At 39.8% G+C, this 26,742-nt stretch carries 25 protein-coding genes; 4 read left to right on the forward strand and 21 right to left on the reverse strand.

Going from position 1 to position 26,742, the window contains the following annotated elements; all coding sequences use genetic code 11:
• Positions 1 to 128: 128 nt before the first annotated feature.
• The 5 genes from LC091_RS03745 to LC091_RS03765 form a co-directional block, all read right to left on the reverse strand.
• A complete protein-coding gene (locus LC091_RS03745) occupies positions 129 to 605 on the reverse strand; it encodes a MaoC family dehydratase (RefSeq protein ID WP_226680325.1) in 477 nt (158 codons plus the stop codon).
• Positions 606 to 888: 283 nt separating this feature from the next.
• Entirely contained in the window at positions 889 to 1,827 is a 939-nt protein-coding gene (mdh, locus tag LC091_RS03750; RefSeq protein WP_226680327.1) for a malate dehydrogenase, read from the reverse strand.
• 243 nt (positions 1,828 to 2,070) lie between these two features.
• Positions 2,071 to 3,339: an NADP-dependent isocitrate dehydrogenase gene (gene icd / locus LC091_RS03755; protein WP_088019116.1), complete on the reverse strand. Its 1,269-nt coding sequence runs from the start codon at positions 3,337 to 3,339 to the stop codon at positions 2,071 to 2,073.
• A 114-nt stretch (positions 3,340 to 3,453) separates the two neighbouring features.
• Positions 3,454 to 4,572 (reverse strand): citrate synthase, encoded by a 1,119-nt coding sequence (gene citZ / locus LC091_RS03760; RefSeq protein WP_226680329.1) that lies wholly within the window; start codon positions 4,570 to 4,572, stop codon positions 3,454 to 3,456.
• Between the two features lie 355 nt (positions 4,573 to 4,927).
• The gene (locus LC091_RS03765; RefSeq protein WP_060664804.1) at positions 4,928 to 5,389 is read right to left on the reverse strand and encodes a DUF441 domain-containing protein; all 462 of its coding nucleotides are present in this window, start codon (positions 5,387 to 5,389) and stop codon (positions 4,928 to 4,930) included.
• Between the two features lie 179 nt (positions 5,390 to 5,568).
• On the opposite strand from LC091_RS03765, the gene ytvI reads away from it, so the two are divergent.
• A complete protein-coding gene (gene ytvI / locus LC091_RS03770; protein ID WP_226680330.1) occupies positions 5,569 to 6,690 on the forward strand; it encodes a sporulation integral membrane protein YtvI in 1,122 nt (373 codons plus the stop codon).
• A gap of 721 nt (positions 6,691 to 7,411) precedes the next feature.
• Here ytvI and LC091_RS03775 read toward each other — a convergent pair.
• The 14 genes from LC091_RS03775 to dnaE form a co-directional block, all read right to left on the reverse strand.
• Positions 7,412 to 7,705: a hypothetical protein gene (locus LC091_RS03775; protein WP_226680332.1), complete on the reverse strand. Its 294-nt coding sequence runs from the start codon at positions 7,703 to 7,705 to the stop codon at positions 7,412 to 7,414.
• A 209-nt stretch (positions 7,706 to 7,914) separates the two neighbouring features.
• On the reverse strand, positions 7,915 to 8,193 hold the full coding sequence (locus tag LC091_RS03780) for a hypothetical protein (RefSeq protein ID WP_226680334.1): 279 nt from the start codon (positions 8,191 to 8,193) through the stop codon (positions 7,915 to 7,917).
• 212 nt (positions 8,194 to 8,405) lie between these two features.
• The gene (locus LC091_RS03785) at positions 8,406 to 8,930 is read right to left on the reverse strand and encodes a hypothetical protein (RefSeq protein WP_226680335.1); all 525 of its coding nucleotides are present in this window, start codon (positions 8,928 to 8,930) and stop codon (positions 8,406 to 8,408) included.
• Between the two features lie 162 nt (positions 8,931 to 9,092).
• On the reverse strand, positions 9,093 to 9,536 hold the full coding sequence (locus LC091_RS03790) for a hypothetical protein (protein WP_226680337.1): 444 nt from the start codon (positions 9,534 to 9,536) through the stop codon (positions 9,093 to 9,095).
• Between the two features lie 123 nt (positions 9,537 to 9,659).
• Positions 9,660 to 10,223: a hypothetical protein gene (locus LC091_RS03795; RefSeq protein ID WP_226680339.1), complete on the reverse strand. Its 564-nt coding sequence runs from the start codon at positions 10,221 to 10,223 to the stop codon at positions 9,660 to 9,662.
• A 628-nt stretch (positions 10,224 to 10,851) separates the two neighbouring features.
• Positions 10,852 to 11,766, reverse strand: coding sequence for a DUF1002 domain-containing protein (locus LC091_RS03800; protein WP_226680340.1), 915 nt, complete (start codon positions 11,764 to 11,766; stop codon positions 10,852 to 10,854).
• A 39-nt stretch (positions 11,767 to 11,805) separates the two neighbouring features.
• Positions 11,806 to 12,201, reverse strand: a complete 396-nt coding sequence (locus LC091_RS03805; protein WP_226680343.1) for an FxsA family protein — start codon at positions 12,199 to 12,201, stop codon at positions 11,806 to 11,808.
• Positions 12,202 to 12,327: 126 nt separating this feature from the next.
• Complete coding sequence (pyk, locus tag LC091_RS03810; protein WP_226680345.1) at positions 12,328 to 14,082, reverse strand: pyruvate kinase; 1,755 nt, start codon at positions 14,080 to 14,082, stop codon at positions 12,328 to 12,330.
• Between the two features lie 133 nt (positions 14,083 to 14,215).
• Positions 14,216 to 15,175 carry a 6-phosphofructokinase gene (gene pfkA / locus LC091_RS03815; protein WP_226680348.1) on the reverse strand — a complete coding sequence of 320 codons (960 nt, stop codon included), beginning with the start codon at positions 15,173 to 15,175 and terminating at the stop codon, positions 14,216 to 14,218.
• Positions 15,176 to 15,524: 349 nt separating this feature from the next.
• Entirely contained in the window at positions 15,525 to 16,511 is a 987-nt protein-coding gene (gene accA, locus LC091_RS03820) for an acetyl-CoA carboxylase carboxyl transferase subunit alpha (protein WP_226680350.1), read from the reverse strand.
• Positions 16,505 to 17,368 (reverse strand): acetyl-CoA carboxylase, carboxyltransferase subunit beta, encoded by an 864-nt coding sequence (accD, locus tag LC091_RS03825; RefSeq protein WP_226680352.1) that lies wholly within the window; start codon positions 17,366 to 17,368, stop codon positions 16,505 to 16,507. Before accD ends, accA begins: the two co-directional genes overlap by 7 nt.
• A gap of 186 nt (positions 17,369 to 17,554) precedes the next feature.
• Positions 17,555 to 18,169: a FadR/GntR family transcriptional regulator gene (locus LC091_RS03830; protein WP_319003632.1), complete on the reverse strand. Its 615-nt coding sequence runs from the start codon at positions 18,167 to 18,169 to the stop codon at positions 17,555 to 17,557.
• 3 nt (positions 18,170 to 18,172) lie between these two features.
• The gene (locus LC091_RS03835) at positions 18,173 to 19,411 is read right to left on the reverse strand and encodes an NAD(P)-dependent malic enzyme (RefSeq protein ID WP_226680354.1); all 1,239 of its coding nucleotides are present in this window, start codon (positions 19,409 to 19,411) and stop codon (positions 18,173 to 18,175) included.
• A 159-nt stretch (positions 19,412 to 19,570) separates the two neighbouring features.
• The gene (dnaE, locus tag LC091_RS03840; RefSeq protein ID WP_226680355.1) at positions 19,571 to 22,897 is read right to left on the reverse strand and encodes a DNA polymerase III subunit alpha; all 3,327 of its coding nucleotides are present in this window, start codon (positions 22,895 to 22,897) and stop codon (positions 19,571 to 19,573) included.
• 151 nt (positions 22,898 to 23,048) lie between these two features.
• Between dnaE and LC091_RS03845 the strand changes: the two genes are divergently transcribed.
• Together LC091_RS03845 and ytrI are read left to right on the forward strand one after the other, a co-directional pair.
• A complete protein-coding gene (locus LC091_RS03845; protein ID WP_010195627.1) occupies positions 23,049 to 23,384 on the forward strand; it encodes a YtrH family sporulation protein in 336 nt (111 codons plus the stop codon).
• 1 nt (position 23,385) lies between these two features.
• Positions 23,386 to 23,886 carry a sporulation membrane protein YtrI gene (gene ytrI / locus LC091_RS03850; RefSeq protein WP_226680357.1) on the forward strand — a complete coding sequence of 167 codons (501 nt, stop codon included), beginning with the start codon at positions 23,386 to 23,388 and terminating at the stop codon, positions 23,884 to 23,886.
• Between the two features lie 49 nt (positions 23,887 to 23,935).
• Here ytrI and LC091_RS03855 read toward each other — a convergent pair whose 3' ends face one another.
• A complete protein-coding gene (locus LC091_RS03855; RefSeq protein ID WP_226680359.1) occupies positions 23,936 to 24,886 on the reverse strand; it encodes a DHH family phosphoesterase in 951 nt (316 codons plus the stop codon).
• Between the two features lie 183 nt (positions 24,887 to 25,069).
• On the opposite strand from LC091_RS03855, the gene LC091_RS03860 reads away from it, so the two are divergent.
• A complete protein-coding gene (locus LC091_RS03860) occupies positions 25,070 to 25,402 on the forward strand; it encodes a YtpI family protein (RefSeq protein ID WP_226680361.1) in 333 nt (110 codons plus the stop codon).
• A gap of 45 nt (positions 25,403 to 25,447) precedes the next feature.
• Here the strand turns inward: LC091_RS03860 and LC091_RS03865 are convergent, their stop codons facing one another.
• On the reverse strand, positions 25,448 to 26,431 hold the full coding sequence (locus LC091_RS03865) for a nuclease-related domain-containing protein (protein ID WP_226680363.1): 984 nt from the start codon (positions 26,429 to 26,431) through the stop codon (positions 25,448 to 25,450).
• Positions 26,432 to 26,742: the final 311 nt, after the last annotated feature.

The following is a 26,742-nucleotide window of genomic DNA, read 5'->3' on the forward strand; positions in this document are numbered from 1 at the left end:
ATTTCTCTATTATTACTTTTCCATTTTACACGTATTCATTATTCATCACAATAAAGAAAAGCTTACCACTCGAGATATCCGCGTGGGAATTTAGTTTTCTAAAATAAAAAAAGAGCCTAAGCTCTTTTTTAAAAGTTTTCCATCGCGCTGCTCTCCATCGGTTCAAGACGATGAGGAGGACAGACTGTAATGGAGCCTTTAGCAACCGTTTGATTTTCTTCATTTGTACCGTGAACACTCATTACAACACAATGATCTTTTTCTTTAATTTCTACCACTTCAAAAAGAAATTGAACGCTTCCATAGTGGTAGACCGGTTTTGGAAAAGAAATGTCTTGGTGTACAACATGACTTCCCGGACCTGGTAAATATTTGGATACAGCGGAAGTAATGATACCAGTTAACATGATGCTAGGTACAATTGGTTTTTTAAATGGTGTTTGGGACGCATAGTCATGCTGGATATAGAGAGGGTTCGCGTCATTAGTTAAGCCAAGGTATAATAATAGATCTTTGTCTTCTATTTTTTCGGTCAGCTCTAGTTTTTCGCCGACTTGAATTTCTGCAAGTTTTCTTCCGAGTTTTCTCTTTTTACCTAGTAACATACATACACCCCCTGATGATGTTGGAAAATACCCCTTGTTGCTTGTAACCGTTTACAATAGTGTGGTAAAAATTCGGGGAAAGAATTCCCCGAATCAATTACATTCTTCTGTTATACACCGCTGTTGATTTCCGCACCGGGCTTCGCTTTCCTAGGGGCGGTGCTTGAGCCTCCTCACTTCGTTGCGGGGTCTCAAGCTACCGCTATCTCCCTCAGGAGTCTTCGCCCTGTGCTCCAATCAACAGCTAGAGATTCTTAAAACTTTCTACATCCTCTTAATAGTTTTAGGATAGGACATTCATGACATTTTTAACGGATTCGACAGATTTGGAAAGTGCGGCTTTTTCTTCTTCTGTCAGCTCTAGTTCAATAATTTTCTCGATGCCGCCAGCGCCAAGGATAGTCGGTACGCCAAGGTAGATTCCATCGTGTCCGTATTCTCCTTCAAGATAGGCGATGGAAGGTAGGATTCGGCGTTGATCTTTCAGTATCGCTTCTACCATCTCCACCATCGATGCTGCAGGCGCATAATAGGCACTACCATTGCCAAGCAGGTTGACGATTTCGCCGCCGCCTTTTCTTGTTCTTTCCACAATTGCATCTAGACGATCTTTCGGAAGCAATGTTTCTAGCGGAATTCCACCTGCATAGGAATATCGGACAAGCGGCACCATGTCATCGCCATGACCTCCAAGCACGAATCCTGTAACATCTTTAACAGAAAGATTTAGTTCCTGAGATACAAATGTACGGAATCGAGCGGTATCTAGCACTCCTGATTGACCGATTACTCGGTTTTTAGGGAACCCGGACTCCTTGAATACAGTGTATGTCATGGCGTCTACTGGGTTGGTCAACACGATGATATAACAATCAGGTGAGTGTTTCACAATCTCACGCGTTACGCTTTTCATGATGTTTTGATTTGTCGTAACCAAATCATCACGGCTCATACCTGGTTTACGGGCGATCCCGGCTGTAATGACAACGATGTCGGAATTAGCTGTATCTTCATAGTTGGATGTTCCTGTAATGTTTGCGTCAAATCCTTGGACTGGACCTGCTTCTAACATATCTAAAGCTTTTCCTTTAGTAGGATTCTCCATTTGCGGGATGTCTACAAGTACAACGTCTGCGAGTTCTTTTTGCGCGAGTAAGAATGCAGTGGTTGCACCCGTGAAGCCTCCTCCGATTACCGATACCTTTTTACGTCTCATTGTCATATTCATTCCTCCCTAACCTATTAATGGGCAACTCTTACACCGCTGATGATTTACGCAAACGGCTTCGCTTTCCGCGGGACGGTGCTTGAGCCTCCTCGGCTTCGCCTGTGGGGTCTCAAGCTACCGTTACTCCCCCGCTGGAGTCTTCGCCTTTTGCTCCAATCATCAGCTAGAGTGCATCGTTTACCACTAGCTTATTTTCAAAAAGCAAAAACCCTTCGAGAGTTTTTGCTTTTTTTGAAATTACATGTTTTTGATTAGTTCGTCGCCAAACTCGGAGCATTTTACTTCTGTTGCGCCGTCCATTAGACGTGCAAAGTCATAAGTTACAACTTTAGAAGCGATGGATTTTTCCATAGCATCTACTACAAGTTTAGCAGCTTCTGTCCAGCCTAGGTGCTCAAGCATTAATACACCAGAAAGGATTACAGAAGATGGGTTTACTTTATCAAGACCAGCGTATTTCGGAGCAGTACCATGTGTAGCTTCGAAAATTGCATGACCAGTTTCATAGTTGATGTTTGCTCCTGGAGCGATTCCGATTCCACCTACTTGTGCAGCAAGTGCATCAGAGATGTAGTCACCGTTCAGGTTCATTGTTGCCACAACATCGAACTCTTTTGGACGAGTAAGAATTTGTTGTAAGAAGATATCAGCAATGGAATCCTTCACAAGGATCTTGCCTTCTGCTTCTGCAGCTTCTTGCGCTTTGTTTGCAGCATCTTTACCTTCCGCTTCCGCGATACGGTCATATTGTGCCCAAGTGAATACTTTATCGCCGAATTCTTTTTCAGCTAGCTCGTAACCCCAGTTTTTGAAAGCACCCTCAGTGAATTTCATGATGTTTCCTTTGTGAACTAGTGTTACAGATTTGCGGCCATGTTCGATTGCATAGTTGATGGCACCACGAACAAGACGGGAAGTACCTTCTTCAGATACAGGCTTGATTCCGATACCGGAAGTTTCAGGGAAACGGATTTTGTTAACTCCCATTTCTGTTTGAAGGAAGTTGATTAGCTTTTCTACTTCCGCAGAACCTTTCGCATACTCGATTCCAGCATAAATATCTTCTGTGTTTTCGCGGAAAATAACCATGTCAGTGTCTTCAGGGCGTTTAATAGGAGAAGGAACTCCTTGGAAATAACGAACAGGACGTAAGCATGTAAATAGATCCAACTCTTGACGTAAAGCAACGTTAAGAGAACGGATTCCGCCACCAACTGGAGTAGTCAGAGGTCCTTTAATTGCAATTATGTACTCACGGATATCATCAAGTGTTTGACTTGGCAACCATTCACCTGTTTGGTTGAATGCTTTTTCTCCAGCCAATACTTCTTTCCAAACAATTTCCTTTTCACCATTATATGCTTTTTCAACAGCTGCTTCTAAAACACGGGATGCAGATGCCCAAATGTCAGGACCAATTCCGTCTCCCTCGATGAATGGAATAATTGGGTTGTTAGGTACGTTTAAAACACCATCTGTAACTGTAATTTTTGTTCCTTGTGTCAAAGTAAAAACCTCCTAAGAATATGATGACAATAGATGTTTGGGAAAGGGATTTCCCCTCCCCATGTATTATAGCAAAAATTCAATCAATGTATCTTGTTGTAACGTTATGTTTAATTAGCTACGTTTTTCTAATGGTACATAGTCCTGTTTGCCAGGGCCAGTATAATCTGCACGCGGACGGATCAAGCGGTTGTTGGAATACTGCTCAAGGATATGAGCCAACCAACCGGATACACGGCTCACAGCAAAGATTGGTGTGAATAAGTCATGATCAATTCCTAAAGAATGATACACAGACGCACTGTAGAAATCAACGTTTGGCGGAAGCGGTTTCTCGGAAGTCACGATTTCTTCCACTTTCACGGACATTTCATACCATTTAGGCTGACCTGTCAGGTGTGTAAGTTTCTCAGACATTTCACGTAAATGCTTCGCACGAGGATCACCCTGGCGATATACGCGGTGACCGAAGCCCATGATTTTTTCTTTATTTGCTAGTTTTTCACGGATATAACTTTCCGCATTTTCTACTTCCCCAATTTCAGAAAGCATCTTCATAACCGCTTCGTTTGCTCCACCGTGCAATGGACCTTTTAACGCCCCAATTGCAGCAGTAACACCAGAGTAAACATCAGATAATGTCGCTACACATACACGTGCAGTGAAAGTAGATGCATTCAACTCATGGTCAGCATGAAGAACTAATGCTTTATTGAATGCTTCAATGGCAACCTCAGATGGCTCTTCTCCAGTTAACATGTATAAGAAGTTAGCTGCCATGCCAAGATCTGTTCTTGGAGCAATAGGATCCAACCCTTTACGGATTCTTGAGAACGCTGTCACAATTGTCGGCATTTTAGCTTGCAAACGAACAGCCTTGTGATAGTTTACTTCAGGATCCATGTTATCTGCTTCTGCATCATATAGACCTAATAATGATACTGCCGTACGTAATGCAGCCATAGGGTGAACTTTATCGATTGGATAAGTTTTAAAGTGATTGATGACTTCATCAGGAAGCGCAGCATTTTCAGCTAATTCTTTCTTCAGGGAAGCCAATTCTTCCTTGTTAGGCAATTTTTGATGCCATAAAAGATAGATTACCTCTTCGAAGCTAGCATAGTCTGCTAAGTCATCAATGTTGTAGCCAACATACGTTAGTGTGTCGTCAATAATGGAACTGATAGCGGAAGTTGTTGCTACAATTCCTTCTAGACCTTTAGTTGTTGTCATTTCAAACCTCTCCTTTATGTGAAAAATTTCTTCAAATCCTTATCTACCATTGCCCACCCGAACGCTTGCTCACCATAATGATAAAAATTAATGCTCTGCATAAATATTTAGAGTAATTCATTAATTCAGAATCTAGCAAACTAAGAAAATGCTTACATTTCCATTCAAAAAAATAAGCGCCATATCCATTATGTTCATGGGGGTGCGCGCATTTTCGGCGAACAATGTTTCTCTTGCTTAGTAGGAAGGAAGTGTCCTTGTCCCTATTATAAACAATTATCTGACTTTTGTGAATGAAAAGAACGAAAGTCCTGCAAAAAATATTATCACGAAAAAATAATTTGTGAAAGATTCCCTATGTGAAATACTCTACTACCTTCATTGCAAGATAAGCGATTCCGGCCCCAATCAACGGGCCAACAGCCACTCCATTGAACAAGGAAACCGCCAGGATTGTCCCAAAAACCAATGCCGTAGTTATATGTGGGTCATTGGCAAGCAATGTTAATCCGCTTTTGGCAATTAGTGCAACAGCTATACCAGCTCCCAACGCCACCCAAGCATAGGAAGACTTTAACGCTTCCTGTAATTGCTTGAATCCTATATCCCCAGTAGCAATCGGAACTAAAACTGCAATAGTTATGATCGTTACTCCCCAATTGATTCCTTTAGATTGCAGATAAGGGAATACTTTATTATCCAGACCAATAACTTTAATAACAAGCAATACTGCCACAGCAAACATCAAGGATGGATTCTTTGCAATAAAGCCGATTAATAGAAGTATTAGTAAAAACACGGTAGCTTGACTTATCATTCTGTTTCATCCTTCCAAAACCAGACCCTTTTTCCATACTACCATAATAAAATGCGAAATAAAAAGAATTAAGACCGTACAGAATTTTCCTAATTTTTAAATATAAAACTATGAAAACAATATGGCAGGTTGTAAAATATGAAGTAAGGAAATTCCGGTATTCATAAGGGGTGTTATGCTTGAATTGGAATTATGTACATATCGTTTTTCGTCTCCTTCTTGTGCTTCTCATCATCACGTTCGGTCTTGTTTCATTTTTTCATCTCTTCTCCATTGCTTATCCATTCATCATCGCATTAATTCTAGCGTTTTTAATAAACCCGCTCGTCAATTTCCTTGAAAAGAGTGGGCGGCTCCCAAGAAGTTTGGCCGTTTTTCTATCCATCATGGCGCTGTTTGCTACTGTAGTCGGCGTTGTCACATTGCTCATTGTTGAAATTGTTTCAGGTACCGAGTACTTGGCAAAAGTAGTACCGGGACATTTTGAAACGTTAGTCGTCTATGTAGAACAGTTTGTTGTAAATAACATACTTCCTTTGTTTAATCAGGTCAGTACCATGTTTCATAGTTTGGAAGAGGATCAACAACAGTCACTCTTAACTAATGTTGAAAATATCGGTGCAACTGTTGCCAGCACAGTTGGAGAGTTCATTCAGTCCTTCCTTACAAATCTTCCAAAACTTATTACATGGATCCCAAGTGTTGCCACAGTTTTAATATTCTCGTTATTAGCAACCTTTTTCATTAGTAAGGACTGGTACAAGCTAAAAGGAAGACTGAAGAAAATTACTCCTATTAAAGCGCAAGGAAGCCTGACTAAAGTGTTTGTAAGCTTAAAGAAAGCTTTCTTCGGTTTCATGCGGGCACAGGCAACGCTTATTTCCATCACTACTATCATCGTCTTAATAGGATTATTGATCTTACGGGTCGAATACGCCATTACCGTTGCGTTAATCATAGGTTTGGTAGACTTGATTCCGTATCTTGGAACAGGATTGATTTTTGTTCCATGGATTATCTTTTTAGCCATAAGCGGAAATTTGCCCTTAGCTATTGGACTTGGCATTCTGTATTTAATTGTGATCGTGCAGCGTCAGTTGATGGAGCCAAAGATATTATCATCCAGTATCGGCCTTGATCCATTGGCGACATTAGTAAGTTTATTTGTCGGCTTCCAGCTGATTGGCTTTCTTGGTCTAATAGTCGGTCCAGTGACAGTAGTTATTTTTAACACACTGTGGAATGCGGGAGTTATTAAAGACATTTACCTATTTATAGTTGGGAAAAATAGAGTGGTTTAATTTGGGTTGTAAGGTTAACGACCGCTGTTCCTTTTCGCAAATGGCGTCGCTTTCCGCGGGACGGTGCTTGAGCCTCCTCACTTCGTTGCGGGGTCTCAACCTACCGTTACTCCCCCGCTGGAGTCTTTGCCATTTGCTCCAATACACAGCTAGAAAATATGTAAATAAACGTTTATTCTTTTAAAAAACTCAATTAGACCAACAGGTTCTGATACTTGTCAAAAAAAAATTGTGTGGTGCAAACAACCAAAACACAGGGCAAATCACTATGAAAACTACGACATTTTCTACATTAAAAAGGCTTAGAGTGTTTTCCTATCTAAGCCTTTTTACTTTATTTCATTATTCAACAATCGCCCTAGATTGCGGAAAAACGAGATTATCTCGAACTCCTTATAACTTTAAAGGACAAGCTTGTTAAAATAAATGATACTCCTATTAGTATTGGTGTTATCACAAAAAGTCCTAATAGGTCAGTTTTATAATTCCAAGGCACAAAAGTGTCCCACAAAATAGACATCAATTTCCATAATACGATAAAAATTAGTAGAGCAAAAATAAAATATATTACTTTTTCAAAGACTCGTTTCACTTTTATTTAATCTTCTCCCATATGAAATTCTTAGTTGTAAATTATTAATAATAAATCCTTATCCAACAATCGCCCTAGATTGTTGAAAAGATAAATCACACAGAATTACTGTGTGGTTCTGCATAAAAATTATTTTAAGTTATTTTCCCATTTACCTCTAAGTTTACCATCCAGAAAAGAAATCTCAGCCATTGACTCATCTTCTGTACCTTTCCAAACAAATTTCTCTACTTTGTCTTCTTCTTTAGTATCAACTGTACCTTTATCCCCTTCGCTCCCAATTATTTCCACTACTTTTTCATATGTCATACCTTCTTCTAATTGATTGTACTCATTTAATGTAATCTGTGAAGTATTTTCAACATTTGAACAACCTACCAATACAGTAAAAAGCATTAAGATAGCAATAAAATATTTTCCCATATAAGCACCCCCATATATTCTTACTTAATAGTACGAATAAGTATAATAAAAGTTTCAAAATATTTTTATAAAATAATTAGTTACAATAATTTCATCCTGCATATTCCAATAGTTTTCAGTTAACCGTGCTACGCAATGCTGCCCAATTCTTAAGTAAGGAGCGAACCACTATGCCGCAATCGCTCCTAGATAGTTGAAGAAGGCTTTTTTTATGGTTCGCTTATCCCCATTGCTACTAGTAAAAGAAAAGTAAAGGCTAAAACCGCACCGTTCCCTAATAAACCAACAATTAATAAAATAATGCGTTTGGACATCAACCAAGAGAAAATAGCAAATGAAATCCCAAAAATTGATAATATGATAAAAACTGTTATACCAAAATCAATATCAGCATTAGGACCTCTTTGTATATAAAAAATAACAATGCTTATTAACACAGTTAATATAGATGTAACGCCAAATATAATTCCTAGGTTTCTTTTATCCAAAACACACCCTCCTCATTTTAATCTAGTTACGTCCTTTTCCTTAGTAAGGAGCTATAAGTTTTTTACAATCGCCCTATTTAATTAAATAACAACAACAATATCAATATTACACATAATATCTCATTGGTCTTCTGTCTTAGTATGTAATAGTGGATCACACACAAACAACAAAAAAAGCATAGGTTGAACAGCAACCAATGCTCTTTTGTTTTTTATTTAATTGAATTTGCAATCTCAACTAATATATCGGAAGTAGCTATATCAGAGATTCTTTTGTCCACACTCAAAATGTACTGGAATTTATCCTTTTCAAATACTAGTAAATTAAATCCATTTACGGCTTTTGTACTATATATGGCTTCATTGCCATCACCCAATTTAATTCTTTGGTCGATTTGATTATCCCTAAAATCTACCCCATATTTAACAGGTTGTATAGTAATATTAAAGTGGTTTTGAGGTTTATCTTTATTCACGTATTCAATGTCGTACCTATCATTTACTTCGCCATCTGGGTTTTCGAATCTTCCGAAACTATGCGTAAAAGCAACTGGAGGTAGCTGTACTGGCAAAACTATTTCTTGATTAAAATATTCATTACCTTCGTTTAAAGCATCATAAATGCTTTTATAGCCAATTTCAAAAAGTGATTCTTGAAATTCTTCGCTTGTGTAGTTAGCTTTAGCAACAAATGAAAAAGAAAAGGTGAAGACAATGCATAACAGGAATATTTTCACTCTCTTGATAATAACCACATCCTTTTTATCATAAATTCAGATTTTAGTATGTGCAATTATTACCTTAAATATGAAATATCCTAATTGCTTCCCTTTTAGCCTTTTCCTGCTTCTATTAAATACCATTGTTCCGCAATCGCTCCTAGTTTGTTGAATAAGGAATCATTCATTAAGACGTAAATATAATACTTCATTTCCATCAGGAGTTTTTAATAGCAATTGAGAGTATTTTGTTAAGCATACTCCGATAAACTCTTCTTCATCATTGATATCTATTTTTGTGTTGAATTCTTCTGGTAAAAACAAAATATAGTCCCCACCAATTCTTTCCCATATACCCTGTAAATATTTCAATTCATCTTTGCAAATAATTTTAGTGTATGGATTAACTATGTTTTTATCATTAATGCAGCTTGGTTCATACCACCAAAGAATCGTGCATTTTTCGGTGCCATAAACACTTTTTATGAAGTCAAATAAGCCTATTAATAATTCTTTTTTTGGTTCTGCTAATGGGAATTCAATTAATGTCTTTAACTCCGCTTTTTGTCTTATATCTTGATTTAAACCAATTATATCTAAAAATCCTGCCCAAGAGCTTTCCATACTAATACTAAGCCTCCTTAGCTTGTTTAGAAAAAACGAATTATTCAGCTTGTTTGAGTAAGAGTTACTACCTTTTTTCCATAAAAGCTCCTAGATTGCGGGGCAATGACCATAACGGATAAGTTAAATATCACTACTATCAATATTAAGGAGATAATCATTGGGTATGTAGTTTGGGATTTTCTCAGGAGAGTCAAATAAACTACTTTTAGTAAATATGGTGAAACCCACCTCCTCAATATCTAGAAAAGTTTCGAGTTTATTTACATCAAGGTTTACAAATACTAAAGGTTTATCCACCCAATGTTTTGGAGGAATTAAATCTTGCTCTGATAGATCATTCCCGTGAAAAATGAATACACTCAGACCATTGGAAACCAGTTCTTCTCCAAGCTTACTTATAATATGTAGCTTATCTGTTGAGTCTACTTTTATGACAGCTCCGTCTGACGAAAATTGAAAAAATGGAATGTTATTAGAAATTAAAGTTTCTTTCTCATATCCAAAGGTCATTGTGTGTAAAACAAAGAAAACAGGAAGACCGAACATTTTTTGGACTAACGATATAATTAAATCATATGTGATGTCAGTCATTCCAATAGATATAGATGAAAAAATATCTTTTGGAAAGTTGAAACTATTAATTATGCTTTGGTCCGAATATTGTACAAAATATTCCTTTTCCAATTTCAGTCCTCCTTCTATATTACAGTTCCGTTTTTAACAATCGCTCCTAGATTGCTTAAAAGGAAAATTAATCACTTTCCTTTATTTCTTAAAGAATACTCAACCCATACAATACCAATAGATATTGTACCTGTCGTAAGAATTGTAGATATAACATCACTAATATTTAAAGGTACAGGTAAAAGGACTGTTTTAAGTATTAAGTTACTGGCTGTAAAAACTATAAAGTAAAGTAAAAACTTTAATATTACTTTGTTAAAACTCATACTATCACCTCATAAGCTATTACTTCCCAAATTTTCTTCACTTAAGCCATTATTCAACAATCCTGCCCTTTAATGGAATAACATCTTTATCTTTATATTAACATAAAATACCATATTTATTTGCTATAATAATTAGAAACTTCAGTATTTCTTTAACCTTAATTAAATGAAGTCCTCTTGTTGATTGGAGTGGAAGGCGGGCAGACGCCCGCGGGAGGAAGGGACAGGTGAGACCCCGCAGGCAAAGCCGAGGAGGCTCACGGACCGCCCGCAGGCAAGCGAAGCGCCTGGAACGGAAATCAACTAGTATAACCAATACATAAAAAAGGCTGTCCAGAGCGGACAGCCTTTTTCATATGTTTCTATTTAAACAAATCAGCAATGGATTGGAACAGGTTACGGAAAAAGTCTTGAACACCCTGCCAGAAACCTTCATTTCCTACCACTTCGTCAATTTTATTCTTAATATCAGTAGAAATTTGCTCTAACTGATTCTTCACGCTATCAAAGTTGATATTCAACTCACGCATTTTTTCAAAGAGATCAATTAACAGTTGTCGGTCTTCTTCACTTAACTCGATATTTAACTTTGCCAATTGCTCTTCTACGATCTTCTCAACATCTTCTCTTGTTGCGGGATTTTGCTCTGCAATCTGCTTTTTGATTTCCGTCAGCAACTCACTGACTTTTTCACTGTCCATGCCTTCTTCTTCCGCAAGTTTTGTTGCGATGGACAATTCTTCGTTTGCCACTTCCATGCGATCTTTGTTAAGTGTTTCTCCGCTTACTTCATATGCTTTGTATATGCCTACAAGTGCGGAATGACCACTAACCTTGACTGGAGATGCGACGATAACTTCAGCATCCTCAATTCCGGCAGTTAAGAGGGCATTCGCATACATATCATCTGTTACTTGTGTGATGTTTTCAGGAGTGGCTCTTTTAATAATAAGCCCTTCCCCTTTTTCTTTTCTGGTAATTTTAGCAGAGGAGAACATGCGGGCATTTCTGTCTTCTCCCTCAATATAGGTAACAAGGTCTTCTCCTGTTACTGTGATTTCCTCGACCATTTCAGGGTTCTTAACCTTTAAATGCTCGCGAACTTCCTGCTTTTGGTCATCATTCAAGGTCCCGCCGTATACAACAATAGGAAGTCCGAACTTTTCATTGATGCTCTCTTCTTCATCTTCTCCGCCAGCAGCTTGTACAACATTTGATAATGTAAGGCCAGATAAAACCAAGGTCAACACTAGCAACAATTTAAACCAATGCTTCATTACATTTCCCCCAAACTAATATTATCAATTGCTTTCTCTTTATCTTCTGTTAATAACAATAAATTGCCCGCGATCCATTCTGTTTCTGATTGCACGCATAATGGACGGTTTAATCAAATTCCTTGTAGGTGGTAAAAGTAAGGCAAAGCCGATTGCATCTGTAATAAATCCGGGTGTTAATAGAACCACACCGCCAATTAGAATACATAAGCCATCAATAATTACATCACCTGGCATCTGCCCACTGTTCATTTTTTGTTGAGCACTTCTAAGAGCAGATACTCCCTGATATTTTGCAAGCCAAGCTCCCAAAACTCCAGTAAGGATTATCAACATGATCGTGGGAATCGCCCCAATCAGCTTACCAGCTGTAATGAGGAGCCATATTTCCAGTGCGGGTACAACTATAATTAAAGCTAATAAAATTCTGAACATAAGAGGACAACCCCATTTCTTTAAAACAAGCTACCAGTTAATTATAGCAAATGTGAAAGAATTACTCTAATATAAAACAAACCCCTCTTCCCAGCATATGCCAGACAGAGGGGTTCATGTCCAAAATTATAATACGTTTGCGTGACCAGTGTAAATCGTACCGCGGGAAGAATCAACCGTAATTTCTTGACCATCTTGTAGAATAGAAGTAGCTTCTTCTACTCCAACAATGACTGGAATTCCAAGGCTTAACCCTACAACAGCAGCGTGACTTGTTAGGCCGCCTTCTTCAGTGATAAGAGCAGATGCTTTTTCTAATGAAGGCATCATGTCTTTATCGGTGCCTGTTGTTACGAAGATAGCTCCGTGTGTCATTTTTTCAGCAGCTTCTTCTGCTGTTTTAGCAACAACTACTTTTCCGTAAGCAGATTTTCTACCGATGCCTTGTCCACTTGCAAGTACGTCACCAACAACGTGAATTTTCATCAAGTTTGTAGTACCCTTTTCCCCAACCGGAACACCTGCTGTGATAACAATTAGGTCTCCGTGAGAAACGATGCCTGTGTTCAAGGATTCTTCTACTGCTACTTCTAGCATTTCATCTGTAGAAGTTGCTTGACGACCGATGCGAGGGTAAACACCCCATACTAGTGCAAGTTTACGGGATACCGCTTCACAAGAAGTAACAGCAACAATTGGTGCTTTTGGACGGTATTTAGAAATCATGCGTGCAGTGTGTCCACTTTCAGTTGGTGTCACAATTGCAGAAACATCCAAGCTGATTGCTGTGTAAGCAACAGATTGTCCAATAGAATCAGTTACAGTTAGTGCAGCTTGCTTGCTGTGCTTTGTAAGGATTTCTCCGTAAGCTAGTGCTTGTTCTGCACGGGAAGCGATGTTGTGCATCGTTTGAACAGCTTCGATAGGGTATGAACCAGCAGCTGTTTCACCAGAAAGCATGATCGCGTCTGTTCCGTCAAAGATAGCGTTCGCTACGTCACTTGCTTCTGCGCGCGTTGGACGTGGGTTGCGTTGCATGGAATCAAGCATTTGAGTTGCTGTGATAACAGGCTTTCCAGCAAGATTACATTTTTTGATTAGTTCTTTTTGAACTAGAGGTACTTCTTCTGCAGGGATCTCTACTCCAAGATCTCCACGAGCAACCATCAAGCCGTCAGATACTTCCAAGATTTCGTTGATGTTGTCAACACCCTCTTGGTTTTCAATTTTAGGGATGATTTGTATGTCAGTAGCGTCATGTGCTTCCAATAATTCACGAATTTCAAGAACGTCAGATGCACGGCGTACGAAAGATGCCGCTATGAAATCTACGCCTTGTTCAATACCAAAGCGAATGTCATTTGCATCCTTTTCAGTAATTCCAGGAAGATTCACTTTTACACCAGGAACGTTTACACCTTTTTTATTTTTCAATGTACCGGAGTTTAGGATTTTGGTTCTGATTTCGTTGTTTCCTACTTCCAGAACTTCTAGTCCAATTAGGCCGTCATCTAAAAGAATTCGGGAACCAGGATGCACGTCTTCCATAAGTCCAGGATAAGTAATGGAGAACTTATCCGTTGTTCCAATCACTTCTTCCATGGAGATGATGATTTCATTTCCTTGAACTAATTCGATAGCACCATCCTGCATCGTGTGCGTTCTGATTTCTGGTCCTTTTGTATCCAAAAGAATTGCTACATTTTTCCCTGTGCGTTCCACAGCTTCACGAATATTGCGGATACGAGCTCCGTGTTCTTCGTAGTCACCGTGTGAAAAATTCAAACGAGTAACATTCATTCCTGCTTCCATCAGCTGAATTAGTGTTTCTACACTTTCACTAGCTGGTCCAATCGTACAAACAATCTTGGTTTTTTTCATGTAAAGTTTCCTCCTAGTTATATACCGTTCTTTTCACTTCGTCCTTTTATATTATAAAGCAACAGAGTGGCATTACACCACCAATAGCCTTAGGTAACCTGGTAATGAAAACGATTCCAATGCGCTTATATCACTAAATGGAAAGCTCTTTTGAAAGGTCGTACATTTTTTCATCAATTGTATGTGTTCTAGATAATGCCTCAATAATATCATGGTCAACTAACACATTACTTTGAATACCTACGCATCTGCCGCCTTTGCCATCCATTAGCAATTCCACTGCACGTGCGCCTAATCGACTTGCCAAGACTCTATCGAATGCAGTTGGTGATCCACCGCGCTGGATGTGACCAAGCACACTAACTCGCGTTTCGAAATTTGTCTCGTCTTCGATTTTCTTTCCGAACTCTACCCCGCTGCCTACTCCTTCGGCTACGACGATGATACTATGCTTTTTCCCTCGCTCCGTTCCGCGTTTCAGTCTTGCAATCACTTCTTGCATGTCATCTTTCGCTTCTGGGATAAGAATTGTTTCCGCACCGCCTGCAAGACCTGCCCAAAGTGCGATATCTCCTGCATGGCGTCCCATCACTTCAATCACGTATGTACGCTCATGAGATGTTGCAGTGTCACGAATTTTATCTATGGAATCGATAACTGTATTTAGCGCAGTATCAAAACCGATTGTAAAATCAGTACCTGGGATGTCGTTATCAATTGTACCCGGCACACCAATACATGGATAACCGTGCTCAGTCAGTTTTTTTGCTCCTTGATAGGAACCGTCCCCACCAATTACAACTAAAGCTTCAATGCCATGCTTTTTCAGATTTTCAATTCCTTTAAGCTGACCTTCTATTGTTTTAAATTCTTCACATCTCGCAGAATATAGCATGGTTCCACCACGATGGATGATATCACCAACAGAACCTATTTCAAGTTTTTTAATATCTCCATCAATCAATCCAGCATATCCACGATAGATTCCGAATACTTCAATGTCATGAAAAATAGCCTTTCTTACTACTGCACGGACCGCAGCATTCATACCTGGTGCATCTCCACCACTTGTCAGAACGCCTATTCGTTTCATTCTATATTCACCTCTTGAGCTAATTTACCTATAAACGTATACCCAAACATATATTTTATTAGAAATATGAGTACTATGTAAAGCCTCTTTATTAAAAATTAACATGAAGGTATGTCGAAAACAATAGAAAACTGTCGATGAAAAGTTTTGTATACGCTGTCATTTTCCATTGTTGACATTTTGGTCATTTTTATTATGTATATCTCTTCAAGGCAGTCAGCATTCGAACTTGTAGCTCTTCCTTTAAGATACCCAGCTTATTCCTTACTATCCAAAAGAAAACAGGAGGAAAATAACCCGTTCCCTCCTGTTGAAAATTTTTTTGTAGTATATGAACTAGCTAAATCCTCTATTGGTTAATTTTTTCCGGCTTCAGTTGTTCTTTAAAGGAGAAAGCACCAATACGTTTATATTTTGCATAGCGGTGTTCAATTAACTCTTCCGCAGTGAGGGGCATCAGATCTTGAAGAGACTCTTTCAAGATTTCCCTGATTCCTTTTGCTTGAACATCCACATTTTTATGGGCACCGCCCTTTGCTTCCGGAATGATTTTATCAATGATTCCTAAATCATGCAGATCTGGTGCAGTAATCCTCATGGATTCTGCGGCTTTCTTGGCGAGACTGGCATCCTTCCACAGGATAGCAGCTGCCCCTTCTGGTGAAATAACAGAATAGGTGGAGTTCTCAAGCATGTGCACATGATTTCCTACGCCAAGTGCAAGGGCTCCCCCACTTCCTCCTTCACCGATAACGATACAAATAACCGGCACTTTCAAACCTGCCATCTCAAAAAGGTTTTTGGCAATGGCTTCACTTTGGCCGCGCTCTTCCGCAGCTTTTCCAGGGTATGCACCCTTCGTATCAATGAAACAAACGATAGGGCGATTGAATTTTTCAGCCTGATACATCAATCTTAATGCCTTGCGATATCCTTCCGGATGCGGCATACCGAAGTTTCGGCGGATATTTTCTTTCGTATCCTTCCCGCGTTGATGCCCAATAATCGTGACAGGTACGCCGTCAAATTTTCCAATGCCTCCAACAATTGCTTCATCGTCTCCGTAATATCGGTCGCCATGTAATTCTAAGAAGTTCGAAAAAACTCGTTCTATATAATCCAATGTAGTGGGGCGCTCGGGATGTCTGGCAATTTGAACGCGATCCCACGGGCTTAAGTTTCCATAGATATCTGTTTCTAGTTTTTCTAGTCTTACTTCTAACTTCTCAATTTCGCTCGTCAGATCCATGTCACTATTTTTCGTGAACTCTTTTAATTCACCTATCTTTTTGCGAAGCTCTACAACCGGTTTTTCGAATTCCATTTCTCCTACCATCTCGTCTCCCCTCCTCCCTGGTGTATATCTAATAGGTTTGTTAAGGTTTCTTTTAACTCAAGACGAGGAATAACCGCATCTAGTTGACCACATTTCAATAAAAATTCGGCAGTTTGAAAGTCTTCAGGAAGGTCTTCCCTAATGGTTTGCTCGATGATACGTCTGCCGGCAAACCCTATCAAGGCTTTCGGTTCTGCAAAATTATAATCTCCTAATGATGCAAAACTTGCAGAAACACCACCAGTAGTCGGATGAGTCATCACCGAAATGATTAACCCGCCACTTTCACTATGAAGTTTCAAAGCACTACTAGTTTTGGCCATTTGCATTAAACTTAAAACACCTTCCTGCATTCTTGCACCGCCAGAAGCTGTGAAAATGAGGAATGGCACTTTCTTTTCTTTTGCCTTTTCAATGGCACGGGTGATTTTTTCTCCGACTACCGATCCCATGCTTCCCATACGAAAAGTTGAATCCATAACGGCAACAACAAGAGGAAAACTATTAATTGTTCCTTCACCCGTCACAACCGCCTCATTGATTCCGGTTTTCTTTCTGTCACCCTCTAGCTTTTCCAGATAGTTCGGGAAATTAAGAGGATTTTCAGAAACCATATCCTCGTCATATGCAATAAAGCTGCCTTTATCTAGCAAGCTTTGAAGTCTTTCTTTTGCATTCATGGGATGATGGTGGCCACAGTGCAAACAGACCTTTAGATTCTTCATTAACTCTTTTGTATACATTATTTTTTTACAGCTCGGACACTTGGTCATAATTCCTTCTGGTACATCTTGATTTGCTTGTTCCGATGGAATGGATGCGTATTTCTTCTTCTTTGTAAACAAATCCTTCAACAAAACAACAGAACCTCCCTTAATTACAGAAACTTGTTACTTAGTTTTGGTATTTGGTACTAATAACAGGTCAAAATATAGGTAAGCAAGGCTGTTAACATTATTTCAATAAACAAATTCCTTTACTTACCTTTATACTCATACTGTTAATGTAACGGAAACTCCACGAAGGATGTTGTAGATTCTTGTCTACTTATAATCGACAATTTCCGTAAAATGTTTTTCATATAGTTTTATTACTTGTTCCGCCTGTTTTTCTCTCATCGCCTCTAGTAACTCTTCTAACACACCACTCTCTATCATATTATCCTCTGAGATAATACGTGCATAACTATTGACAAGCGTCCATATTCTTAGCATCAAACTGTTATCTACTATCGTCACTATTGCTTTGAAAAGTTCTGTCCTTGAAGTGGGAACGGAGAGCATTTCTCTCAGATTCTCATAATCTTTAACAGAAGCTTTTTTCATAAATAACTGGATGCATGATTTCTCTATCTCCAGTTTGGTTTCTAAGAGATCGTTTTTGGTCTTGTCTTGCTCCAAAATGAAGGTTCCCAATAGTTCTACCAGGTGATGTTCCTTGAAATCTTTTATGAATGTTCCTTCTCCGCGCCTTGTCTCGATAAGACCCAAGAGCTCCAACGCCCGAAGTGCTTCTCGAACAGAGGACCGCCCGACATTCAATCTGTCGGACAGTTCACGTTCGGAAGGAATCTTGTCTCCTGCTTTCAGACCGTCTGCTACAATGATGGCCCGAATTTTTTTGACAATCTCTAGATACATTTTCGTAGGTGTAGTCATAGACTATTCACTTTTTCCAATAATAGCTGCACGTCTGGTTTTTTCTGCTACTTCTTCCGGATCGACCTTGATACGGGCTACTCCGGTTTCCATTGCAGCCTTTGCTACAGCTGCTGCTACAGCAGGAGCTACACGCGGATCAAAAGGTGCTGGAATGACATAATCATCACTTAGCTCATCAGCAGAAACCAGGCTTGCAATTGCTTCGACCGCAGCTATTTTCATTTGTTCATTAATGTGGGTTGCTCTCACATCAAGCGCACCTCGGAAAATTCCTGGAAACGCCAACACGTTATTTACTTGGTTTGGAAAATCGGAACGACCTGTCCCTACCACACTGGCACCAGCAAGCTTTGCTTCTGCCGGCATGATTTCCGGATTCGGGTTGGCCATGGCAAAGATGATGGAATCTTTGTTCATGCTTTCTACCATCGCTTGTGTTAACGCTCCTTCAACAGACACCCCGATGAACACATCAGCGTCTTTCATTACATCAGCTAATGTTCCTTCCACTTTGTTACGGTTTGTATAACTAGCAACTTCCGCTTTTACACTGTTCATTCCAAATGGACGTCCTTCATAGATGGCTCCTTTTGAATCGCACATTGTAATGTCCCTTACTCCATATCGATATAGTAATTTGATGATGGCAATACCTGCTGCACCTGCACCATTGGCCACCACTTTAATTTCTCCAATATTCTTTTTCACTAGTTTCAGAGCATTTACAAGACCTGCAACCGTTACAATTGCTGTACCGTGTTGATCGTCATGGAAAATAGGGATATTCGTTTCTTTCTTCAGTCGCTCTTCCACTACAAAACAGTTTGGAGCAGCGATATCTTCCAAATTCACCCCACCGAAAGTAGGCTCCAGAAGTTTCACCGTTTCGACGATTTTATCTACATCTGTCGTGTTTAAGCAAATCGGAAATGCATCCACTCCAGCAAAGCTTTTGAACAATACCGCTTTTCCTTCCATAACCGGCAATGCTGCTTCAGGACCGATGTTTCCTAGACCCAATACTGCTGTACCATCTGAAACGACAGCTACCATATTGCCTTTCATCGTATAATCATAGACTTTGTTTTTATCATCATAAATCGCTTTACATGGTTCAGCCACTCCAGGAGAATATGCCAGACTTAAATCTTTGGCATTTCTAACAGGTACCTTTGATTTGGATTCCAATTTCCCTTGGTGGATTTTATGCATATGTAATGCTTCTTCTTTTAAAGACATGATACATGTCCCCCCTGCTATTTTTGTCATCCCCACTGCCTTTATTTCGTTAGCAACACATGATGACTTCCTATTAATATATTTTCCATTTCATTATACTAAAAAAAACAAGGAAAAGGTGGTCTGACCACCTCCTTGTTAACTATATCATAATATTAATCATTGTAAAGATTTTTTGAATACGACGTTCTCATTTCCAAGAATCGTTTTAAGCTTCAACAAACATTCTTCTGAAGGTGTTACATACAAGGTCGGCTGCAGCTTTATCGTCTTTTTCGCTTGCGTATAATGCACATACACCGACGATGGACCATGATGCGTTTTCAGCACTTTTTGAAGGTGTTGAAACACTTCTTGCTCATGTTTTTCTTCGTCTATCTGTAGAAAAAGATCGCCAATCAGATGTGCATATTGTTCTATCAATGTATCAATTTCGATGATATTTTTGATAATCAGCTGGACTTTCCCTTCCCGTTCTTCGAGATTTCCCTCCACCATTAACGTTTCCCCAGTCTTCAATACATGTGAAAACCGTTTATAAAGTTCTGGAAACGCTACTGCTTCTAAGTCGCCTGATTGATCGGAGAGCGTAAGAAATGCCATGAGATCTCCCTTTTTTGTTCGAATCACTCTTTCATTAGATATGAAACTTCCGACTCTCACCTTTCTTAGACCTGTGGACGGAAGATCCAGAATTAAGGTGGCGCCACCCAGCTGAAAATATGCGGCGAAAGGTTCTGTCGGATGTTTGGATAGATAAAAGCCAAGAGCCTCTTTCTCCATTTGCAATTGTTCCGTCAGCTGTAACGGCTCCACCTTCACATACTTCGGCTTAATATTGAATTCTTCTTCCAAGAAAAAGTCAATTTGATTGTCATCGGACGGCATGACAAGCTCTGCATGCTGCATGGCTACATCTAAAGTAGCAAGAAGAGTGGCCCTGTCCTCCCCAAACTCATCCATGCTCCCACCAAAAATAAGCATTTCAATGGTCTTTCGATTGATTTTAGAAGAAGCTCTGTTACAAAAATCAAACAGGTCACTAAACCCTTTTTTTCTGCGCTCTTCTATCAGGGCTTTTATTGCCTGCACTCCCACTCCTTTGATTGTTAACAAGCTAAAGCGGATTCCTGCCTCTTCCACTTGAAATGCAATTCCACTCTTATTGATAGAGGGTGGCAGGACTTGTATACCTTTACGCTTCGTCTCTGTAATATATTGAGAAAGCTTCTGCTCACTTCCCATCACACTGGAAAGAAGTGTCGCCATGAAAATTTTTGGGTGGTTTGCTTTCAGATAGGCAAGCTCATAAGAAATCATACTGTAGGCAACTGCATGGCTTCGGTTAAAACCATAGTCGGCAAATCGTACAATCAGATCATAGACAGAGTTGGCAACCTTCTCGTCATAGCCTTTCTTTAAACACCCTTCTACAAAATGCGCACGTTCTTTGGCAAGCACTTCTTTCTTTTTCTTTCCAACCGCTCTTCTTAACAAATCCGCTTCACCCAGGGAGAAGCCAGCCATCACCGCAGCAATTTGCATGATTTGCTCTTGATACACAATAACCCCAAATGTTTTTTCCAAAATAGGGATCAGGTCTGGATGCGGATATTCCACTTTTTTCAGTCCATGCTTGCGCTCAATAAACAAAGGAATTTGTTCCATTGGACCCGGCCGGTATAGAGCATTGACTGCCACGATATCTTCTAGATTCGAAGGCTTAAGCTTTGTCAGAACTTTTTTCATCCCTGGTGACTCTAATTGAAATATCCCGGATGTATCCCCCTCACTTAACAGGCGGAAGGTTGCTGCGTCGTCAAGTGGTATATCTTCGATGTGATGTTTGGTTTCTTTTTTCACTTGATGGCGGATGCTTTGAATCATCGTTAAGTTTCGCAAGCCAAGGAAATCCATCTTCAGGAGACCAAGCTCCTCAAGGGTTTCCATCGTGTATTGAGTAAGGTAGATGTCTTGCTGGCCCGCTTGGATCGGTATTAATTCCGTTAGTGGCTTATGGGTAATGACCACCCCTGCAGCATGTGTGGAGGAATGACGTGGCAGCCCCTCAATCTTCTGCGCTGTTTGGAAGGCACGCTTTCTTTCCTTTGTCTCGTTAATCGCGTTTTGCAATTTTTCATTCTCTTGATATGCCGCATCAAGGGTAATGCCAGGTCTTGATGGAATCATCTTAGAAATCATCTCAAGCTCTTTCCCAGAAAGATTTAAGGCTTTTGCAACATCACGCCATGCAGCCTTTGCAGCCAACGTACCAAATGTGATGATTTGGGCAACATGAAGTTGACCGTACTTTTCGGCCACATAACGGATGACTTCATCGCGTTTATTATCTTGAAAATCAATATCAATATCCGGCATCGTGATACGCTCGGGATTTAAGAATCTTTCAAACAACAGATCATGCTCAATTGGGTCCACATCTGTAATGAAGAGGGAGTAAGCGACTAATGAACCTGCTGCAGAACCACGACCAGGACCGGTCAAGATCCCCGCATTCCGTGCATAATACATAAAGTCCCAGACAATTAAGAAGTAGTCACTGAACTTCATCCCTTTAATGACTTGAAGTTCATATTGAAGGCGATTCTTATACTCTTGAGAAGGTTCCCCGATCCTTTTATGAAGCCCTTCCCAGCAGATCTTCTCTAAATAATCGTCTGCATTTTCCTCCTCAGGAACCGGATAACTTGGTAGAGCTGCTTGTCCAAACTCCAGTTCCACATGACATTGGTTACTAATTTTCCATGTATTCTCCAATGCATCCGGAATATCTTCAAACAACTGTGTCATTTCATTTGTTGCCCTTAAATAATCAGGCGCCTCTTTAGGCAAGGATTCTAGCTTGGTGCCTTGTTTAATGCTGCGTAAACACTCATATACAAAGATATCCTCTTTCAGAAGATAATGCACCTTACTCAAGGCCACGATTGGCAACTGATTATGCCTTTTCATCGTCGTTTCAGATTGTTCCCTTGACTCTGCTGTATTCCGATCAATCCCGAGATACACGCTATCTTGCTCGAACAAATCCAAATAAGCTTCCGCAGATTGCTCTTCATTTTGCGCAAGTTCAGATTCAGAGCCAGATAAAATTGCAATTAATCCTTTGGTATAATGCTTCAGCCATCTTTTCGGAACTCCTAGTGGCGACTTGGTTTGAACGACACTAGATAACTTCATCAGGTTCGTAAATCCTACGTTATTTTTTGCCAAAAGAATGATAGGATATGTTGATTCCTCTTCCTCCCCGTCCGATAGAACCGATAGCGTCAGACCGATGATCGGCTTGATGTTGGCCGCTTTACAAGCTTTGTAAAAATCAACAGCCCCATACATCACATCTTCATCTGTAAGCGCAAGGGAGCCTAAACCAAGCTCATTGGCACGCTCCACAAGCTTAGAAAAACGGACTGAACTGTTCAGCAGGCTATAACTGCTTTTTATATGTAAATGAACTACACTCATTAATCATCACACCTTATTTAACGCTTCCATTTTATACTTTCATTATAGGGGCTATTCTGTTCCAAACACAATGAAGAAACTTCTCCATTAACATCACATACTTACCTCACCCTGTCCATATATATGAATAAGGACAGAAAGGATGATGAAAATGGACGTTAAAGATCCATTCGTCGCTACCCTTATATTCAGTTTTTTCATTGCTGTCGGGGTAATACTTGGAGGAGCTATCATCGGTGGAATTGCTGCTTTTCTAGTAGGGGACCCACCTTTGACGAGAATGTGGAGCCTGGCAAAAAGTTTGAAAATCTGGGCGATCGTCGCAGCCATCGGAGGTACGTTTGACACCTTTTATAATTTGGAAAAAGGACTGTTCAACGGCGAAACAAAATTTTTAGTAAAGCAGTTGCTTCTAATCATCTCTGCAACCGGCGGCGCCCAAACTGGAGCACTCATCATCAGCTGGCTTACTCAGGAGACCTTATAACATGAGGGTTCCTCCATATAACCGCGATCCCGGGTGGCAACGTTTTTTTTCCGGGGTGGTAATGGGTGCAATTGTAGGATGGTTGATATTCATGCTTATGTATGGCGTCACTTTGGAAAAAAATATTGGCGATCTTATAAAATATAAGGAAGAAGTGAAAAGCTATAAAAACAGAATTCATATACTGACAGAGGACAATGACAAATTAAAAGAGGAAAAAGATCAGTTGAAAATAGAAGACTTCAAAATATCCATTACCAATCACGAAAAATACATGCTCAACTCGTTCAGCCGTTCCTCTATCATTGCCAGAATTACAGAGGATCTTAACGACCAGGTCTCAAAAGATGTCGCAAGCATTAAAGACAATCGCCAATTGCTTATAAAAGTTATTGAAAACAAAAGCTACACCCTCGATGACAAACGCTATTACTTCGAGGTTGATTTTCTTTATATCGACACAACCATTGAAATGGACTTGTTAATAGTGAAAATGGAATAAGAAGAGGAAGCGTCTGCCATTTAGTGCCGTCACTTCCTCTTCTTTGTTCCTACTCCCCTTGCAATTGGGCACGTGTTGCTTCAATCAGGTCAGCAAGAACATGGTCCGCTTCTTCCCATTTATAGATAGATGCCCCGGATGCCAACGGATGACCTCCGCCGTTATACTTTTTGGCAATTTCATTAACGATGGTCCCCTTCGAACGGAGCCTCACCCTGATCTGATCTGCTTCTTCTATAAAAAATGCCCACGCCTTAACGCCTTCAATATTACCAAGCATCCCCACCAACTGCGATGCCTCAGAAGGAAGTGCATTATATCGTTGCAAAATATCAGGTGTAATTTTCATGGAAGCAATTCCATTCTCATGCATCGAAAAATTCTCCAAAACATATCCGCTAAGCTTGGCAATGTGCAATTTGGTGCGGTACAGTTCATCATAAAGCTCCGTCATCGAAAATCCGTAGCTCAACAGTTCACTCGCATACTGGAATGTCTTCGTGTTTGTGCTTTGGAAAAGAAATCTGCCCGTATCGCCTATAATGCCCGCAAAGATTAGTCTAGCAGCCTCTTTTGTCATGACCCAACCCTGGTTTTTCCCGGCAAGGTATAACTCATAAATCATTTCGCTAGTGGAACTAGAATCCGTATCCACCCACATCAAATCCCCATATCTGTCCTCATTCGGATGATGGTCGATTTTTATCCATTTAGCCGCAAGCTTGTATCGCTTATCACAGATACGATCGGTATTTGCAGTATCACAGACAATCACAAGAGCTCCGTCGTAACTGGAGTCCGGTATCTCATCAAGCTTGCTCAAGAAGTTCAATGACTCCTCCGCTTCCCCCACGCGATACACCTTTTTTTCCGGATAACTTTCCTTAATCAACTCAGCCAATCCACATTGCGATCCATATGCATCCGGATCCGGCCTGACATGACGGTGAATGATGACCGTATCATGCGCCTTAATTTCATCTATTATCTGCTGCCTCATCGTATGTAACCCTCTTTCACCTGATTCTTTTCTTTTATTTAATCACAGTTTCCCTGGTTCTCAAAGGAATATCATTTTAGTGCAAAAGTAGAATTTTGTTCACGAACACGTTACAATATAGCTTGTATGCGTATGATAGAATTATAACTATCATGTTTCAAATATATAAAGGAGTGTGTCCTTTTGGCTATTTTTGTTTTTCTCATTATCTTTTCATTAATGTTCTACTTGATGTATAAAGTAAAATACTTCCGCACCCAACTGCCAGCCGAAAAGAAATGGCTAAGCGCAAAATCCAGCATCGCCCTGGGAAGCTTCGTTTTCTTTTTTGGCGTCAATTCTCTTATTAACCCACTATCCACAGTTGCCATCGTGGTGGGAATTATTTTGATCGTTGTAGGATTAGGCAGCATCTGGGCCGGCTACAAAGCCTACCGTTTCTACCTGCCATTTGCCATTGAAGAAGCAGAAGCAGTTAAGGAAGCGGAAATGAAAGAGAAGACGGTTACGGATTGAAGATGAGTTGTGTGAGAGTCGTTCCTTTTGGGGCGGCTTTTTTGTTTATGGCGAAAAGGAAATTCTAAAATGTTCTAACATGTAGACCCTTCCTTTTTTGTGGCCGACCGAGGGCAAATCTAGTGATACCAATATATTATATGCTTCTGATGCAGAACTAATTAGGAGGAAATCCCTCAACTCTTTGTTCTGAATGGTAGTAGATATTAATAGTTTATAATCTTCAATCGCATAAAAATGAACTGACAGTGATTGCGTATTGCACCTCTTACAAGTCCAGTATTTTCTTTTTTTCTTCACCAAGTTGCACCCGCACGTCATGCAAATTACACCTTTTATCAGTTCTTCCTGTTTAATGTTGTAGGTCTGCAGAAAATTAAAGTTACCAGGGGTATGTTTCTTGATTAATGTTTTCGTAAGCTTGTTAAGATCTTTTTTATTCAGGAACTCAGTTGAATGGAGTGCATTTATTTCATTCACTCTATTGGGGAGATTAGTTAGAAAAGTTACCTTTTTCATAAGTGAGGGAGAAGTTTTGACTAGATGGGCCTTATTGTGCGTTAGAGCTACTAAACTCGCAATAGGTAGGCTTGGGAAACCGTGGTGTTCTAACCATAATGAAAGTTGATAACGGTGGCGTGCTACTTGTGATAGTGGATCTGCCATTCTTTCCATTTCCCCATCTGACTTATATCGGATGAGTTGACTTCCCACTTCATCAAACTCTAATTTACCCGAAACGTATTTTGAATCTATTATTAAGCAATGAGTGGATGTAATGAGGAGAGTATCAATTTGAAAGTATCTACCTTTGGAGTCCTTAATACGGAGACCGTGAAGAATGTGGTAGTTTTCATGAGGGAGAAAGGTCAAATAGTAGTCTAATGCCTCTTCACCTTTGTAACCGTATTTCATTTTGCCATATTCCTGTTCAATCAATGGGTATTGAGGGTGGGATGGTAACAGCCTTCTCAAGCCGGCTTCATGTATCAGCATCCTATTCGACTTTTCTCTGTGCTTTTTTATCATTTACTCACTCCTATGTTAACTTTGTCTTGGTACTTTCGACTCAGGGCATTAAAATTCCTGCAAATTCTACAAAATAACACCCGGATTTTCACTTATCCATTGTAAAATGAAAATATCCATTGTAAAACAGATATATCCATTGTAAATCGAATATATCCATCATAAAATCCATATATCCATTGTAAAATCAATTTATCCATTGATCCTCCAGCCCCCCACCAAAAGCCCTTCAACACTTTAGTCTTTGCACTGGACTTTGAACTTGACCTTGACCTTAGTTCCCCCTGCCCCAAACTTCCCCCAACCACCAA

This window comes from Sutcliffiella horikoshii (assembly GCF_020524325.1).
In the GTDB taxonomy this organism is placed as follows: Bacteria; Bacillota; Bacilli; order Bacillales; family Bacillaceae_I; genus Sutcliffiella_A; species Sutcliffiella_A horikoshii_D.